This window comes from Rhodosalinus sp. (genome assembly GCF_046542825.1).
GTDB lineage: Bacteria > Pseudomonadota > Alphaproteobacteria > Rhodobacterales > Rhodobacteraceae > Rhodosalinus.
In genome coordinates this window covers 1-15,904 of the sequence record NZ_JBKHAQ010000065.1, presented here as the reverse complement: position 1 = coordinate 15,904, position 15,904 = coordinate 1, and the positions used below count along the sequence as shown (strand labels likewise).

Annotated in this window: 13 protein-coding genes and 1 pseudogene; 9 read left to right on the top strand and 5 right to left on the bottom strand. The window is 70.5% G+C overall.

Annotation, left to right across the window (positions count from 1 at the left end; translation table 11 throughout):
• From ACLFOB_RS09750 to ACLFOB_RS09730, 5 genes and pseudogenes are all read left to right on the top strand, one after another.
• A partial coding sequence (locus ACLFOB_RS09750; protein WP_410925957.1) for a sulfatase-like hydrolase/transferase occupies nucleotides 1-1,017 on the top strand: 1,017 nt, incomplete at its 5' end.
• Between the two features lie 89 nt (nucleotides 1,018-1,106).
• On the top strand, nucleotides 1,107-2,114 hold the full coding sequence (locus ACLFOB_RS09745) for an ABC transporter substrate-binding protein (RefSeq protein WP_410918484.1): 1,008 nt from the start codon (nucleotides 1,107-1,109) through the stop codon (nucleotides 2,112-2,114).
• 103 nt (nucleotides 2,115-2,217) lie between these two features.
• Nucleotides 2,218-2,913, top strand: a pseudogene (locus ACLFOB_RS09740) (ABC transporter ATP-binding protein); the annotation flags it as partial.
• A 280-nt stretch (nucleotides 2,914-3,193) separates the two neighbouring features.
• The gene (locus ACLFOB_RS09735) at nucleotides 3,194-4,732 is read left to right on the top strand and encodes an ABC transporter permease (protein WP_410925958.1); all 1,539 of its coding nucleotides are present in this window, start codon (nucleotides 3,194-3,196) and stop codon (nucleotides 4,730-4,732) included.
• Between the two features lie 127 nt (nucleotides 4,733-4,859).
• Complete coding sequence (locus tag ACLFOB_RS09730; protein ID WP_410925956.1) at nucleotides 4,860-5,912, top strand: glycosyltransferase family 4 protein; 1,053 nt, start codon at nucleotides 4,860-4,862, stop codon at nucleotides 5,910-5,912.
• Between the two features lie 3 nt (nucleotides 5,913-5,915).
• Here the strand turns inward: ACLFOB_RS09730 and ACLFOB_RS09725 are convergent, their stop codons facing one another.
• The 3 genes from ACLFOB_RS09725 to ACLFOB_RS09715 all read right to left on the bottom strand — a co-directional run bounded on the left by ACLFOB_RS09725 (nucleotide 5,916) and on the right by ACLFOB_RS09715 (nucleotide 9,260).
• Entirely contained in the window at nucleotides 5,916-6,686 is a 771-nt protein-coding gene (locus tag ACLFOB_RS09725; RefSeq protein ID WP_410916761.1) for an IclR family transcriptional regulator C-terminal domain-containing protein, read from the bottom strand.
• 328 nt (nucleotides 6,687-7,014) lie between these two features.
• Complete coding sequence (locus ACLFOB_RS09720; RefSeq protein WP_410916760.1) at nucleotides 7,015-7,887, bottom strand: alpha/beta fold hydrolase; 873 nt, start codon at nucleotides 7,885-7,887, stop codon at nucleotides 7,015-7,017.
• Complete coding sequence (locus ACLFOB_RS09715; RefSeq protein WP_410925955.1) at nucleotides 7,884-9,260, bottom strand: M20/M25/M40 family metallo-hydrolase; 1,377 nt, start codon at nucleotides 9,258-9,260, stop codon at nucleotides 7,884-7,886. Before ACLFOB_RS09715 ends, ACLFOB_RS09720 begins: the two co-directional genes overlap by 4 nt.
• A gap of 229 nt (nucleotides 9,261-9,489) precedes the next feature.
• Here ACLFOB_RS09715 and hemA point away from each other — a divergent pair, with 229 nt between their 5' ends.
• The 3 genes from hemA to ispG all read left to right on the top strand — a co-directional run bounded on the left by hemA (nucleotide 9,490) and on the right by ispG (nucleotide 13,258).
• Nucleotides 9,490-10,713 carry a 5-aminolevulinate synthase gene (hemA, locus tag ACLFOB_RS09710; RefSeq protein ID WP_410916758.1) on the top strand — a complete coding sequence of 408 codons (1,224 nt, stop codon included), beginning with the start codon at nucleotides 9,490-9,492 and terminating at the stop codon, nucleotides 10,711-10,713.
• A 113-nt stretch (nucleotides 10,714-10,826) separates the two neighbouring features.
• Nucleotides 10,827-12,050 (top strand): helix-turn-helix domain-containing protein, encoded by a 1,224-nt coding sequence (locus ACLFOB_RS09705; protein WP_410916757.1) that lies wholly within the window; start codon nucleotides 10,827-10,829, stop codon nucleotides 12,048-12,050.
• A gap of 77 nt (nucleotides 12,051-12,127) precedes the next feature.
• Nucleotides 12,128-13,258: a flavodoxin-dependent (E)-4-hydroxy-3-methylbut-2-enyl-diphosphate synthase gene (ispG, locus tag ACLFOB_RS09700; RefSeq protein WP_410916756.1), complete on the top strand. Its 1,131-nt coding sequence runs from the start codon at nucleotides 12,128-12,130 to the stop codon at nucleotides 13,256-13,258.
• A gap of 61 nt (nucleotides 13,259-13,319) precedes the next feature.
• On the opposite strand, the gene ACLFOB_RS09695 is transcribed toward ispG, so the two are convergent.
• Entirely contained in the window at nucleotides 13,320-14,042 is a 723-nt protein-coding gene (locus ACLFOB_RS09695) for a hypothetical protein (protein ID WP_410916754.1), read from the bottom strand.
• Nucleotides 14,023-14,781, bottom strand: coding sequence for a DsbA family protein (locus ACLFOB_RS09690; RefSeq protein ID WP_410916753.1), 759 nt, complete (start codon nucleotides 14,779-14,781; stop codon nucleotides 14,023-14,025). Before ACLFOB_RS09690 ends, ACLFOB_RS09695 begins: the two co-directional genes overlap by 20 nt.
• 125 nt (nucleotides 14,782-14,906) lie before the next feature.
• On the opposite strand from ACLFOB_RS09690, the gene ACLFOB_RS09685 reads away from it, so the two are divergent.
• A partial coding sequence (locus ACLFOB_RS09685; RefSeq protein ID WP_410925954.1) for an aminotransferase class I/II-fold pyridoxal phosphate-dependent enzyme occupies nucleotides 14,907-15,904 on the top strand: 998 nt, incomplete at its 3' end.

Below are 15,904 nucleotides of genomic sequence, written 5' to 3'. Positions count from 1 at the left end.
CTCGCGGCCTTTCGGGTCGCCGCCGCGCGCGACCTCTATGCCGGCGCAGGGCCGCTACTGGACAGGATCGGCACCGACGTCTTCGTCGTCTTCATCGAAAGCTACGGGCGGTCGAGCCTGGAGCATCCGCTCTATGCGCCCACCCACCGCGCCACGCTGGGGCAGGCCGAGGGGCGGCTCGCCGGCGAGGGGCTTGCGATGCGCTCCGGCTGGCTGGGCGCGCCCACGGCCGGCGGGCGCAGCTGGCTGTCGCATCTGAGTTTCGCCACCGGGCTGCCGATCACCGACCAGACCCGCCATTCCGCCGCGCTGGCAAGCGGGCGGCGCGCGCTCTTTCACATCGCGCAGGAGGCGGGCTTTCGCACCGCGGCCGTAATGCCCGCGATCACGCTGGCCTGGCCGGAAAGCGCGCGCATGGGCTTCGACGAGGTGCACGACGCCGCCGCGCTGGGATATGCCGGCCAGCCCTTCAACTGGGTGACGATGCCCGACCAGTTCACGCTGGCGCGGGCCGAGGGGCTGTTCGACCGGGGCGGCCCGTGGTTCGCGCAGATCGCGCTGATTTCCTCGCACGCGCCCTGGGTGCCGGTGCCGGAGCTGGTGCCGTGGGAGGCGATCGGCGACGGGCGGATCTTCGACCGGTGGGCGACGGAAGGCGACCCGCCGGAGGTGGTCTGGCGCGATACCGACCGGATCCGCGCACAATACCGCAAGGCCGTGGACTACAGCCTGCGCACGGCGATGGACTGGGCCGCGCGGCAGGCGGAGGGCTCCGCGCCCCTCATCCTGATCCTCGGCGATCACCCGCCCGCGGGCTTCGTGGCGCTGGACGACACGCGCGCGGTGCCGGCGCATCTGATCGGCCCGCCCGAGCTTGTCGAGCAGGCGGCAGGCTGGGGCTGGACCGAAGGTCTGCTGCCCGGCGAGGGCGTGTCCGTCCTGCCGATGGAGGCGATGCGCGACCGGTGGCTTGCTGCCTATTCGAGCGGCGGACCGGAACGGCAGGCGCGCCGCTGAGTTGACGGGCATGAGGCCTGCGCCTTGATTGCAGCGCGTCAGGCCCTAGGCTGATGACCGGGGAGCCGCAGGACAGGACACACCGCACGATGACAGGAAAACCCTTCCGCCTCAGCCGCCGCCGGATGCTGGGCACGGGCGGCGCAGCCCTTGGCGCCGCCGCGCTGGGCACGCCCGTTCGCCTTGACGCCAATGACGGCACACCGGTCACGCTGCAGCTCTCGTGGCTCCACTCCGTGCAGTTCGCGGGCTCCTACATCGCAAGGGAGCGCGGCATCTGGCACGACGAAGGGCTGGACGTCTCGCTTGCCCCCGGCGGCCCGAACGCACCGGTCGAGCCGCCGGTGGTGTCGGGCCGCGCGCTGGTGGGGGTCTCGGCCGCCGACTACACGGCCGCCGCCGTGGCGGAGGGGGCGCCCTTCCGCATCATCGGCGTGGCGATGCAGAAGAATCCCTTCGCCATCGCCTCGCTGCCCGAAAACCCGGTGAACGAGCCCGCCGACATGATGGGCAAGCGGATCGGCATGGTGCTGGCCAACATGCCCGTACTCGAGGCGCTCTGCACCCTCAACGACGTGGACATCGACGCGATCGAGATCGTGCCGACGCAGTATTCCGCCGCCCCGCTGCTGGCGGGCGAGGTGGACTGCCTGCTCTGCTGGGCGACCGATCTGCCTGTGTCGATGGCGGTGCAGGGGGTCGAGAGCGTGACCATGCTGATGGCCGATCACGGCTATGTCCTGCATTCGCAGACCTACATCGCCACGGACGAAAGCCTGCGCGACCGGCGCGAGCAGCTCGTGGCGCTGATCCGCGGCGAGGCGATGGGGTGGGAGGCCTACCGCGCCGACCTCCAGGCTGCCGTCGATCTGACGCTGGAGGCCTATCCCGATGCAGACCTCGACCCGCAGGCGCAGCTGCTGCAGGCCGAGCGGCAGGTGCCGCTGATGTTCTCCGACCTGACCGACGCGCACGGCTTCGGCTGGTTCACCGAGGAAACGGTTGCGCAGAACATCGAGACGCTGGCGGTGCTGGGGCGCGATGTCTCGGCCGATCTGTGGGATCGCTCGATCCTCGACGAGGTCCATGCCGGCTGAGCCCGGCCCGCCCGGGATAGTGTGCGCGGGACTTGCCAAGCGCTTCGACGGACCGGGAGTTGGCCTGCCGGCCGTGGCGCCCTTGACCCTGCGCTTCGCGGCCGGCGAGACCACCGCGCTGGTCGGTCCCTCGGGCTGCGGCAAGTCCACCCTGTTGCGCCTGATCGCGGGGCTGGAGACGCCCAGCGAGGGCGCGGTGCGCATCGGGACGGAGACGCCGGCAGAGGTGCGCGCCCGCGCCGGGCTGGCGGTGGGGTTCCAGGATCCCTCGCTGCTGCCCTGGCGCACGGTGCGCGGCAACGTGGCGCTGGCGCTGAAGCTCGCGCGCAGGCGGGCGGATCCGGTGGCAATCGACCGGCTGCTGGCTTTGGTCGGCCTCGACGGCTTCGGCGACACGCGGCCCGGCGCGCTCTCGGGCGGCATGCGCCAGCGCGCGGCCATCGCGCGCTGCCTCGTCACCGAACCGGAGCTTCTGCTGCTGGACGAGCCCTTCGGCGCGGTGGACGAGCTGACACGCCGGCAGCTCGCCCACGACCTGCCGGGCCTGTGGGAGGCGCGCGGGACCACGACGCTCTTCGTCACGCATTCTGTGACCGAGGCGGTGTTGATCGCGGACCGGGTGATCGTGCTCTCGCCCCGGCCCGCGACGGTCGTGGCCGATATCCCCGTGACGCTGGAGCGGCCGCGCGCCGAGGGCGTCGAGCTGACCCCCGCCTTCGCCGACCTGGCAGAGGCGGTCTCTGCCGCGCTGGCGCGCGGTGTTGCCGAGTCCGGGCCCAAGGGGCTGGCGGCGCAATGAGGTCGCTTTCGGCATTCCGCTCTGCCTGGGCCTGCATCCGTCCCGGCGCAGCCGCCGCCGGGCATCGCAAACGGTCCTTGCCGGCTGGCCGAACGCACCGCCCCCAAGCGAGACGGTGCGACGCCCAGTGCCGGGCGGGAGCCTCGAACGAGGATCGCGCGAAGCCGCCGCAACTGTCCACGGCGTTCCGACGGCCCGGCCAGTCGGCGTGGGCCGCGACGGGGTGCGCCGCGTCATGACCGCCACCGAGGCCCTTGCCGCCCCCCGTCGCCTGCCCGCGATGGGCGCGCAGGTCGCGGCGGGGCTGGTCCTGCTTCTGTTGTGGGAGGGACTTGCGCGGCTGCCGGGGGCGGAGATCCTCCTTGCCGGCCCGTGGGACGTTGCGCTCTGGCTGCGGGACAACGCCGGGCTGATGGCCCGCGCGCTGGCCGTCACCGGCTGGGCGGCGGCATGGGGCTTTGTCCTTGGCAACCTCGCGGCCGTCGCGCTGGCGCTGATGGCCTTCGCGGTGCCGCGCATGGAGCGGCTGATCGCGGCGCTTGCACTTCTGGTCTTCTGCCTGCCGCTCGTGGCGACAGGGCCGATCCTGCGGGTACTCTACGGGCCGGGGATCGGCCCGCAGGTGACACTCGCAGCACTTGCCGTCTACTACACGACCTTCGTGCCCCTGCTGGTGGGCCTGCGGGCTGCGCCGGCCGTCTGGTTCGACGTGGTGGCGAGCTATGGGCGCGGGCGGGTGGCGGCGCTGATCCATGTCCGGCTCTTCGCCGCGCTGCCCTACTTGGTCGCCGGGTTGCAGATCGCGGCGCCTGCTGCCTTCCTCGGGGCGATGGTGGGCGAGTTCACGGGCGCCGAACGCGGCATGGGCGTGCTGACGATCCGCGCGTTGCGGGCGCTCGACCTCGAGGCAACCTGGGCGCTCGCCACCGTGGCCGCCGCGGTCTCGATCGCAGCCTATGCCGTCATCGGATGGGCCGGCCGGCGCCTCACGCGCGAGCCGCCGCCCGTGCTTCTCGCCCCGCCCGCGGCGGCAAAACGCGCGGCGCCCGGTGCCTCGGTCGGCCGTTTCGCCCTGGCTGCTGCGGTCGCGCTCGTGCTCTGGTGGGGCGCCATGGAAGCCTTCGACCTCAACCGCTTCTTCGCCAGGCGGCCCGAAGACGTCTGGGCCTTCCTCGTCACCGGGACGGAGGCCGGCGCGCACCGGGCCGAACTTTTCGGCGCGCTGGCGCAGACGCTGGCGCTGGCGGTGCCCGGCTACCTGGCCGGACTGGCGCTGGGCGCGGCGCTGGCCGTCCTGCTCACCCTGGCACCGCGTGCGGCGACGCTGGCGATGCCGCTGGCGGTGACGCTGCGCGCGGTGCCCATCGTGACCACGGCGCCCCTGATCGTGCTGCTGCTGGGCCGTGGACCCACGGGCACCATAACGCTGGTCGCGGTGATGATCTTCTTCCCGGTCTTCGTGGCCAGCCTGCACGGTCTGTCCCGCGCGCCGGGGCAGGTGCTGGACGTCTTCGACAGCTACGCGGCCGGGCCCGCGCAGCGCCTGATGCACGCGCAGCTTCCCGCCATGCTGCCGGCGTTCTTCGCCGCCGCGCGCATGTCGCTTCCGGCGGCCATGCTGGCGGTGACGGTGGTGGAGTGGCTGGCCACGGGCCGCGGGGTGGGCGCGCTGATGGCGATGTCGGCCTCGCTGTCGGACTACGGGATGCTGTGGAGCGCGGTCGTCGTCGTCGCGCTCACGACCGTCGGCGGACATGGCTTGGTGGCTGCGGCCGAGGCGCGTGTGCTGGCGCGTTACGCCGGGGAGCAGCTGCGATGAGCCGCGCGCCTGCATGTCCTGCCGTGGCGAACCGTCGGGACCGGGCGCCGGGAAGGCGCTTGCAAGCGCCTTCAAGGGCCTTGCAAGGCCCTTGGCCCCCGCTGTGCGGCTGCGCGCGAGGACAGGGATGACCCTCGCTCCCGCCGCCTTCGCCATACCCGGTGACATCGAGACCGTGACCGGCGGCTACATCTACGAGCGCCGGCTGCTGGAAGGGCTGCGGGCGGAGGGGCGGAAGATGGAACATCTGCGCCTCGGCGCGGGCTTTCCCGATCCGACACCGGAGGAGATGGCCGACGCCGTGGCGCGGATGGCGGCCGTGCCGCCGGAGGTGCCGCTGATCGTCGACGGGCTGGTCTTCGGCGCGGTCGAGACGGCAGGCCTCGAACAGGTGCGCGCTCCGATCATTGCCATGATCCATCATCCCCTGGCACTGGAAGCCGGGCTGACCGCCGACCGGCGGCGGCTGCTCGATGCCCGCGAGCGCGACAACCTCGCGCTTGCCGCGCATGTGGTGGTCAACAGCCCGCATACCGCCGCAACGCTGGCAGAGGACTACGCCGTCCCCGGGACGAAGATTTCCGTGGCGTTGCCGGGCGTGGATCGGCCCGTGCGGCCGCCTGCGCCGCAATCCCCGCCGCTTGTCCTCTCGGTCGGCATCCGCCACCCGCGCAAGGGGCACGACGTCCTGGTGCAGGCGCTCGCGCGGATCGCCGATCTCGACTGGCAGGCGGTCATCGTGGGCAGCGACTATCACGCCGCCCACGCCGCCGAACTCGACGCTCTGCGCGCCGCCCTGGGGCTGGAGGCGCGGCTGCGTTTCGCGGGGCTTGTTCCGGCCGAGGAACTGGCCCGGCTCTATCGCGCCGCCTCGGTCTTCGCGCTGGCCAGCCGCTACGAGGGCTACGGCATGGCCTTCGCCGAGGCGCTTGCGCATGGCCTGCCGGTCGTCGCCTGCCGCGCCGGCGCGGTGCCGGACACGGTGCCGGAGGCGGCCGGGCTGCTCGTGCCGCCCGACGACCCGGGCGCCTTCGCCGGGGCGCTGCGCAGGATGCTCGAGGACGACGCGCGGCGCGGGGCGTGGGCCCGGAGCGCCGCGATCGCGGGTGCCTCCCTGACACGCTGGAAGGATACCGTGTCCGTGATGAGCAGGGTCCTTGACCGGCTCGCAGCGCGCTGAGGCTCAGAGCAGCCCGCGCAGCGCCGCCGCGCAGCGCTGCAGGGTGCCCGCGATCCGCTCGGGGAAGCCGGGTTCTTCATAAAGCGCGGTTTCGGCGGTATGGCCGATGGCGACGATCTCTCCCCCGTCGCACCGGAAGCCGAGCGACGTGGCGGTGACGCCCGGTTCGAGTTCGCCCGCCGCCTGAACAGCTGTGCCGGCCGGCACCGCATCGAGCATCCGGGCCAGCGCCGCACGATCTGTCACGGTGCGCTCGGTCCATGCGGTGAGCGGCGCCTCGGCGATCAGCCTGTGCCGGGTCTCCGGATCCTCCGCCGTCAGCAGCGCGCGCCCCAGCGAAGAGGCGAGCAGCGGCAGGCGGCTGCCCACGGTAAAGCCCAGCCGGGGCAACACGCCGTCGATCCCGGCATGGGCGACATAGATCGCGTCGGTTCCGTCGCGCATCGCAAGCATGAGGGGCTGGCCGATCTGCGCGGCGAAGCCCTCGATCACCGGCTGCACGGCAAGGCCGAAGCGCCGCCCCTGCAGGAAGCCACCGGCCAGCACCAGGATCCGCGGCGACAGCGAGTAGCTGCGCCCGCGCTGGCGGACGTAGCCCAGCCGCACGAGCGTCAGCACCAGCCGCCGCGCCACCGCGCGGTCGAGGTCGCAGCGCCGCGCGATCTCGGGGATGGTCAGCGTGACCGAGTTGGCGTCGAAACACTTCATCACCGCCAGACCCTTCGCGAAGGTCAGCGAGGTGTCGGATAACTGGATGTCCTGCGCGTTCTGCATCGGTCGGCCCTGCCTCCGCTTGCAGCCTACCGCGCCCGGACCCGGCCTTGAAGCACTATATATTGTTCGTGCGATTATCACGCGTTTATCACGCGCTTCGGGGCCAAGACCAGGCCACGATCAGACAGGACCTCACCGACCGGGTCACGCGGGTCGAGGACGGCACGGGCGTCCTGCTGCGCCTCTGCTGCCCGCGGCGCTGTCCGAAAGAGCTGGACACCGCACGCCCCGCCGTTCCGGTGCGGATGACGGGCGAGGACCTCGCGCGCTTCCGCGACACTTCGGGCCAACCGGGCCTGATCGGCCGGCACTATCCGGGTCCATCTCGTCAGATCGGGTGGCGGGCGAGGAATTCCCGCAGCGCGGTCGCGGTCTCCGCGGGCGCTTCGTCGGGGAAGAAATGGCCGCCGGGAATCTCGCCCGTTTCCATCTTCGCCAGATGCGGCGCCCATGTCGCGGCCACGTCGTAGGCGCGGCCCATCGCGCCGTCCGCGCCCCACAGCACCAGCGCAGGGCAGGCGAGCGGGCGGGCGCCGGTCCGGTCGAGCGGGGCATCGTGGTCGATCGCGGCGCGATAGTCGTCGCACATGCCGCGAATCGCGGCCGGGTCACGCCACGCGGCGCGATAGGCCTCCAGAAGCAGCGGGTCGAAGCCGGAAAGCCCCGCGCCGCCCCAGCCGCCCAGGCAGCGCTCGAAGAAGGCGTCGGGATCGGCGCCGATCAGCGTCTCCGGCAGCGGCGCGGGCTGGGCGAGGAAGAACCAGTGGTAATAGGCGCGCGCGACCTCTGCCGTCAGCGTATCCAGCAGGTGGGCGGTGGGCACGATGTCCATCACCGTCAGCGTCGCCACCCGGTCGGGCGCATCGAGCGCCAGGCGATATGCCGTGCGCGCGCCGCGGTCGTGGCCCGCCAGGTGGAAGCGGTCGAAGCCCAGCGCGCACATCAGCGCGGCCTGGTCCGCCGCCATCGCGCGAAAGGTCATCGCCGCGACGCCCTCGGGCTTGTCCGAGGCACCGTAGCCGCGCAGGTCGGCGCAGACGACCGTATGCGTCCGCGCGAGGACCGGCGCGATGTGCGTCCACATCGCGCGGGTCTGCGGAAATCCGTGCAGCAGCAGGAGCGGCGGGCCGTCGCCGCCCACCTCGCAGGCGATCCGGGCGCCTGCGCAGTCGATCCGCCGCTCGGCGAAGCCGGGGATCATGCGCGGGCGAGCGCGCCGAGGATTCGCGCCCAGCTGCGCGCGCCCTTGTGAAAGCTCGTCACGTCGTATTTCTCGTTGGGCGAATGGATCGCGTCGTCGTCATGCGCGAAGCCGATCAGCATCGATTCCATTCCCAGCAATTCCCTGAAGTAGCCCGCAACGGGGATCGACCCGCCGGCGCCCACGAAGACGGCCGGATTGGGCCATTCATCGGAAAGCGCGGCGCGCGCGGCTTCGAACTCGGGGCGCGAGATGTCCATGCGGGTGGCGGGCGCGCCGTCGCCCAGCGGGAACTCGGCCGTGACGTCCGGGGGCAGGTGGCGTTCCACATGCGCGACGAAGGCGCGGTGGATCGCCTCGGGGTCCTGCGTGCCGACAAGGCGGAAGCTGACCTTCGCCCGCGCCTCGGCCGGCAGCACGGTCTTGAAGCCTGCGCCGGTGTAGCCGCCCTCGATCCCGTTGACCTCTGCGGTGGGCCGGGCCCAGATCCGCTCCAGCGGCGTGCGGTCCTGCTCTCCCGCGCCGTGGGACAGGCCCACGCGGCCAAGGAAGCCCGCAGCGTCGAAGCCCAGGCCCGCCCACTGCTCCAGCACCTCCTGCGGAGTGTCGGGCACGCCGTCGTAGAATCCCTCCAGCGTCACGCGCCCGGTTTCGTCGTGCAGCGTGCCGAGGATGCGGGCAAGCACCTGGATCGGGTTGGCGGCGAGCCCGCCGTAGAAGCCCGAGTGCAGGTCGCGGCTGGCGGCGCGGATCACGACCTCTTCGCGCAGCATGCCGCGCAACTGCGTGGTGATCGAGGGCGTGCGCCGGTCGTACATCCCGGTGTCGCAGATCAGCGCGATGTCGGCCTTCAGTTCCGCCGCGTGCGCCTTGAGGAAGGGGATCAGCGAGGGCGAACCCGATTCCTCCTCTCCCTCGAAGAAGAAGGTGATCCGGCAGGGCAGTTCCCCATGCTCGGCGATCCAGGCGCGGCACGCCTCGACGAATGTCATCAGCTGGCCCTTGTCGTCGCTGGCACCCCGGGCGCGGATCACCTCGCCCCGATCGGTCTTCTCGATCGCGGGATCGAAGGGGTCGCGGTGCCACAGCGTCAGCGGATCGACCGGCTGCACGTCGTAGTGGCCATAGAACAGCAGGTGCGGCCGCCCCTCGCCGATGTGGCCCACCACCATCGGGTGGCCGGGCGTGGGCCGCGATTCTGCCGTGGCGCCAAGACCCTTGAGGTCCTCCACCAGCCAGTCCGCGGCGCGCGCGCAGTCCCCGGCATAGGCCGGATCCGTCGAGATCGAGGGGATCCGCAGGAGCGCCATCAGGCGATCGAGCGCCTGCGGCAGATCGGCGTCGAGACGGGCGAGCACGGGATCGACGGACATTGAAGGCACCTCGCTGTCTGAACGGTTGCGACGGTATCAGAGCGGCCGGGGGTGTCCAGACGCCCGCCGAGCGCGGCCGCCTGACATGGCGTCATCCCGTTTATTGACCCAGATCAATGCTGTGCCGGCGCGGCAATCTGTAGCTTGTTGCCTGGGGCGCGGCGCAGTTATATCCGTTCTAAACGTCCGGGGCGGCCAGGCCGGCCCGACTGGCTGAAGGAATACAGACGTGGACTATACGGCCAAGCTCGACCAAGCGATCCAGCGCCTGCACGACGAAGGCCGCTACCGCACCTTCATCGACATCGAACGCAAGCGTGGCGCCTATCCGCATGCGACATGGCGCCGCCCCGATGGCGAGGAGCGTCCGATCACGGTGTGGTGCGGCAACGACTACCTCGGGATGGGGCAGCATCCGGTGGTGCTGGCGGCCATGCACGAGGCGATCGACGCGACCGGCGCGGGATCGGGCGGGACGCGGAACATCTCGGGCACCACGGTCTGGCACAAGCGGCTCGAGGCCGAGCTTGCAGACCTGCACGGCAAGGAAGCGGCGCTGCTCTTCACCTCCGCCTACATCGCGAACGACGCGACCCTTTCGACCCTGCCGAAGCTTTTCCCCGGCCTGATCATCTATTCCGACGAGCTCAACCACGCCTCGATGATCGAGGGCATCCGCCGCAACGGCGGCGCGAAGCGCGTCTTCCGCCACAACGACGTGGCGCATCTGCGCGAGCTTCTGGCGGCTGACGACCCGAACGCGCCCAAGCTCATCGCCTTCGAGTCGATCTACTCGATGGACGGCGACTTCGGCCCGATCGAGGCGATCTGCGACCTTGCCGACGAGTTCGGCGCGCTCACCTACATCGACGAGGTGCACGCGGTCGGCATGTACGGCCCCCGCGGCGCGGGCGTGGCCGAGCGCGACGGGCTCATGCACCGCATCGACATCATCAACGGCACGCTGGCCAAGGCCTATGGCGTCATGGGCGGCTACATCGCCTCCTCGGCCAGGATGTGCGACGCGATCCGCTCCTACGCGCCGGGCTTCATCTTCACCACCTCGCTGCCGCCGGCGGTGGCGGCGGGCGCCGCGGCCTCGGTCCGGCACCTCAAGACCGACCAGGCGCGCCGCGAGAAACACCAGACGCAGGCGCGCATTCTCAAGGCCCGGCTCAAGGGCATGGGCCTGCCGATCATCGACCACGGCAGCCACATCGTGCCGGTGATCGTGGGTGACCCCGTGCACACCAAGATGATCTCGGACATGCTGCTGGAGCAGTATGGCATCTACTGCCAGCCGATCAACTTCCCCACGGTTCCCCGCGGCACCGAGCGGCTGCGCTTCACGCCGTCGCCGGTGCACGGCCCGGACGAGATGGACCGGCTTGTGGGGGCGATGGACGATCTCTGGTCGCACTGCGCATTGAATCGCGCCGAAAAATCCGCCTGAGGGCCTGCATCGCTGACGCCGCTCGCGGGATGTGCTAGACTTCGTCTACAAGGAGGCGCGAGGCGAGGCGAATCGCGTCCGTGGCGGGCAGTATCTGGGGATTGGCGGCAGGGATGATCGGGCGAAGACCCCCCCGTATCGACGCGGCGCCTGACGTCAGGCCCAGGAGCTTCGACGATTTCGACCTGCGCCTTGGCGACGTGATGCGCGGCGAACGCGCCACGATGGGCAAATCGCTGCTGGACGTGCAGCGCGAGCTTCGGATCAAGGCCAGCTATATCGCCGCGATCGAGAACTGCGACCCTTCCGCCTTCGACACGCCGGGCTTCATCGCGGGCTATGTGCGGTCCTACGCACGCTACCTCAACATGGACCCCGACCGCGCCTTCGACGCCTTCTGCGCCGAAAGCGGCTTTTCGCCGGCGCACGGGATGGCGGCCGACGCCGCGCGCGGCAACGCGCGCCCCGAAGCGCGGCGCGCGACGGAACGCCCCCCGACCGAGGCGCGCGATCCCTTCGCCGAGTCGCGCTTCGCGCTCGCCGCGCAGCAGGACTCGGTGCTTTCGCGGCTCGAACCCGGCGCGATCGGGTCGCTGCTCGTGCTCGTGGCTCTGGTGGGCGCGATCGGCTACGGAGCCTGGAGCGTGCTGAACGAGATCCAGCGCGTCCAACTTGGCCCCGTCGACCAGACGCCGGTCGTGCTGTCCGACCTCGACCCGCTCGAAGCCGCCGGAGACCCGACCGATCAGGCGGGCAACGCCGGGTCGCGTGCCTCGTCCGAGGCCCTGGACCGGCTCTACCGGCCGCAGGCGCTGGAGGTGCCCGTTGTGGTCGCGCGCGATGCACCGATCTCGACGCTCGACCCCGACACCATCGGTGCCTTCGCCCGCGCCGACCGGCCCGCCGCACCGGAGCTTGCCTCTGTCGAGCCGGATCCCGACGAGGGCAGCCCCGAAACCGCGCCGATGCCGCAGGTGGTGGCAGAGGCACCCGACACCGTCACGCTCTTCGCGATCCGCCCCGCGTGGGTGCGCGTCAGCGCGGCCGACGGCTCCGTCATCTTCGAGAAGATCCTCGACGCCGGGGAAGAATACACCCTGCCTCGCGACGCCGAGGCGCCGACCCTGCGTGCCGGCATGTCGGGGTCGGTCTATTTCGAAGTGGGTGGAGAGCTCTACGGCCCGGCCGGAGAGGGCACGCAGGTCGTGCGCTCCGTCGCGCTGGGGGCGGATGCGCTGCGCGACAGCTACCAGCTTGCGGATTTCAGCCAGGACCCCGAGCTGTCGCGCGTGATCGCACAGCTCGAGGCGGAGGCCGCGGCGGAAAGCGATGAATAACGGACGACGCATTGCCCCGGCGGGGGCAGAGGCCTATTGTTCGGTGCAGCCGAGACCGCGCTGAAAGGCCAGGACCCATGACGCTCAACCACGTCCGTCCGTGGCGCAACATCTATCGCCGCGCATGCCGCCAGATCCATGTCGGACCCGTACCCGTCGGGGGCGACGCGCCGATCGCGGTGCAGAGCATGACCAATACCGCGACCACCGACGTGAAGGCGACAGTGGAGCAGATCCAGCGCTGCGCCGAGGCGGGGGCCGACATCATGCGCGTGTCTGTGCCCGACGCGGCGTCGTCGCATGCGCTGAAGGAGATCGTGCGCGAAAGTCCCGTCCCGATCGTCGCGGACATCCATTTCCACTACAAGCGCGGGATCGAATCGGCCGAGGCCGGGGCCGCTTGCCTGCGGATCAACCCCGGCAACATCGGCGACGAGACGCGCGTCAAGGAGGTGATTCGCGCAGCGCGGGATCACGGATGCTCGATCCGGATCGGCGTGAACGCCGGCAGCCTCGAGAAGCATCTGCTGGAGAAATATGGCGAGCCGTGTCCTGAGGCGATGGTCGAATCGGGACTCGAGCACATCCGCATCCTGCAGGACAACGACTTTCACGAGTTCAAGATCAGCGTGAAGGCATCGGACGTCTTTCTCGCCGCCGCGGCCTACCAGGGCATCGCAGACGCCACCGACGCGCCCATCCACCTCGGCATCACCGAGGCAGGCGGGCTGATGTCGGGCACGATCAAGTCCGCCATCGGCCTCGGCAACCTGCTGTGGATGGGGATCGGCGACACGATCCGCGTATCGCTTTCAGCCGACCCGGTGGAAGAGATCCGCGTGGGCTACGAGATCCTGAAGTCGCTGGGCCTGCGGCACCGGGGCGTCAACATCATCTCCTGCCCCTCCTGTGCGCGGCAGGGCTTCGACGTGATCGAGACGGTGAAGGCGCTGGAAGAGCGGCTGGATCACATCAAGACGCCCATGAGCCTGTCGATCATCGGCTGCGTGGTGAACGGCCCGGGCGAGGCGCTGATGACCGACGTTGGCTTCACCGGCGGAGGTGCAGGGCACGGCATGGTCTATCTGGCCGGCAGCCAGAGCCACAAGATCTCGAACGCCGAGATGATCGACCACATCGTCGAACAGGTCGAGCGCAAGGCCGCCGAGATCGAGGCGCAGGAGCAGGGCGCAGCCGCCGCCGAGTGAGCGACGCGGCCCGTGAGGGCCAAGGAGCAGCGGCTCATCGCGCCTCGCGGCGCTCTTCCCCTCAGGGCAGGTAGCGCGCCAGCAGTGCCGGCGGCACGTCGCCGCGGATCATCGTCCCGCCCACCACATAGGACGGGAAGACGTCGAACCCCAGCGCCTCGGCCAACCCGCGCATCCGCACAAGCCGCGCTTCCGTGTCAGGCGCGGCCATGCGGGCAAGCAGGTCCTCGGCGGGCCAGCCCATGACCTCCGAGACCCGGCGCAGCGCCTCCGGGTTGGACGGGTCAGGCAGGCCGGAAAGCGCCGTTCGCGCCTCTTTCCAATAGGCTGGCCCAAGCTCTTCGAGCACGGCGGTCAGGAAACGGGCAGCCTGTGGATCGGCCTGTGGAGAATCGGGAAAATCCTTCACGATCAGGCGGGTTGCCCCGTTTTCCTGCGCCAGCGCTCGAAGCTCCTCAAGCAGTTCGGGGCAGGTCTCGCAGGCAGGTGGCAGGAAGGCGACCAGCGGCGTGCCGCCCGCCGGCCCCTCTGCGAAGTCGGCCGGGTCGCGGTAGAGTTCCGCCGCGCGCTCGTCGAGCAGCGCGGCATCCTTCGCGGCCTCGTCTGCATAGGAGGGGGCGGGCGACAGCGCCCGTCCGACGATTTCCGGCTCGTCCAGCAGAAGCGCGCGGACCTCTGCGCCGAAGGCCGCGTGCTCGGCCTCCGTCAGGTCGAGCGCGGCGGCTGGAGAATCAAAGGCCAGAAGGACGGCGAGGGCGGCGGCCTCAGCCCGCCTCACGCACATCGGCGACGATCTCCCGCATCCCGTCAAGCGGCATGTAGCCGCGCACCATCCGGTCGGGCAGCACGAAGGTGGGGGTGCCGTTGATCCCCAGGCGCTGTGCCAGTGCCCGTGTTTCGGAGATCACCTCGGTCACCTCGGGGCTTTCCATCTGCACCAGGATCCTGTCGGCATCGAGGCCGAGGGATTCCGCAAGCCGCTCCAGCGTGATCTCGTTGACCTCGCCCGTCATCTGGATCAGCGCCTCCATGGCGGCGTGATACGCCTCGTCTCCCGCGATCTGCTTGGTTGCGATGGCGAAGCGCGAGGACGCCATCGAGTCCGGCCCCAGGATCGGGAGTTCCTTGATCACGAGGCGGATGTCGCCGTCGCTTTCCACCAGTTCGTTCACGTCGTCGTGCGCGCGCCGGCAATAGCCGCAGCGATAGTCGATGAACTCCACCAGAGTCACGTCGCCCTCGGGGTTGCCGCCAACCCACGAATAGCCGTCGTCGAAGATCTCGTCTTCCAGGGCGCCGATCATTTCGCGGTCCGCGGCCTCCTGCGACGCTGTCTCGCGCTGTTCCAGAACCGCGACTGCCTCCATGATGACCTCGGGGTTGTCGAGCAGATACTCGCGCACCTCCGCCCGGAACGCCGCGCGCTCCGATTCGGTCATGTCGGTCAGATCGATCGCGCCGGCGGGCGTGGCAAGCAGCGCGGCGGCCATCAGGGCGCCGGGCAGGGGGCGGAAAGGGATCATTCGCGTCTCCGTCTCTTGGGCCGCCGCGACCGGACCATATCGCGGGCGCGCCGCCAAGGGCGCATCGGATTGACCTTGGACCGTCCGGCTGGGACAAGCGGTTTCGGACATTTAGCGGGGGCGTCATGCGAAACTCAAGGCGCGGCGAGGTCGATCCCTTCATTGTGATGGACGTGATGGAGGCCGCGCGCGCGGCAGAGGCGGCGGGCCGCCACGTCATCCACATGGAGGTTGGCCAGCCCGGCACGCCCGCGCCGGCCGCCGCGCGTGCGGCGCTTGCGCGTGCAATGGAAGAGCATGCGCTCGGCTACACCGTGGCGCTGGGACTGCCCGAGCTGCGAGCCCGGATCGCGCGGCTTTACGGCGACTGGTACGGCGTCGATCTGGACCCCGCGCGCGTCGTGGTCACCGCGGGATCTTCGGGCGCCTTCATTCTGGCCTTCACCGCGCTTTTCGACGCGGGGGAAAAAGTGGGTATCGGGGCCCCGGGCTACCCGAGCTACCGCCAGATCCTGCGGGCCCTCGACCTTGCCCCCGTCGACATCCCGACCGACCCCGCCAACCGCTATCAGCCGGTGCCCGGCGAACTGGCCGGGCAGGGGCTGTCCGGGCTGCTCGTGGCCTCGCCAGCGAACCCCACCGGCACCATGCTGGGGCGCGAGGATCTGGCCGCGCTGATCGGCTGGGCCGAGGCGGAGGGCGCGGCCTTCGTCAGCGACGAGATCTATCACGGCATCGAATACGAGGCGAAGGCGGTCACCGCGCTGGAACTGTCCGACCAGGTCTATGTGATCAACTCCTTCTCCAAGTATTTCTCGATGACCGGCTGGCGCGTGGGCTGGATGGTGGTGCCGCCCGATCACGTCCGCCGTATCGAGCGGCTGGCGCAGAACCTCTTCATCTGTCCGAGCCATGCCGCGCAGGTGGCGGCGCTGGCCGCGCTCGACGCGACCGAAGAGCTTGAGGGCAACCTGGCGGTCTATGCCGCGAACCGGCAGCTGATGCTCGAGGGGTTGCCGCGCGCGGGCTTCGGCAACATCGCGCCGCCGGACGGTGCCTTCTACGTCTACGCCGACGTGAGCCGCTTCACCTCGGATTCGCTGGGCTTCGCGAAGGCGATCCT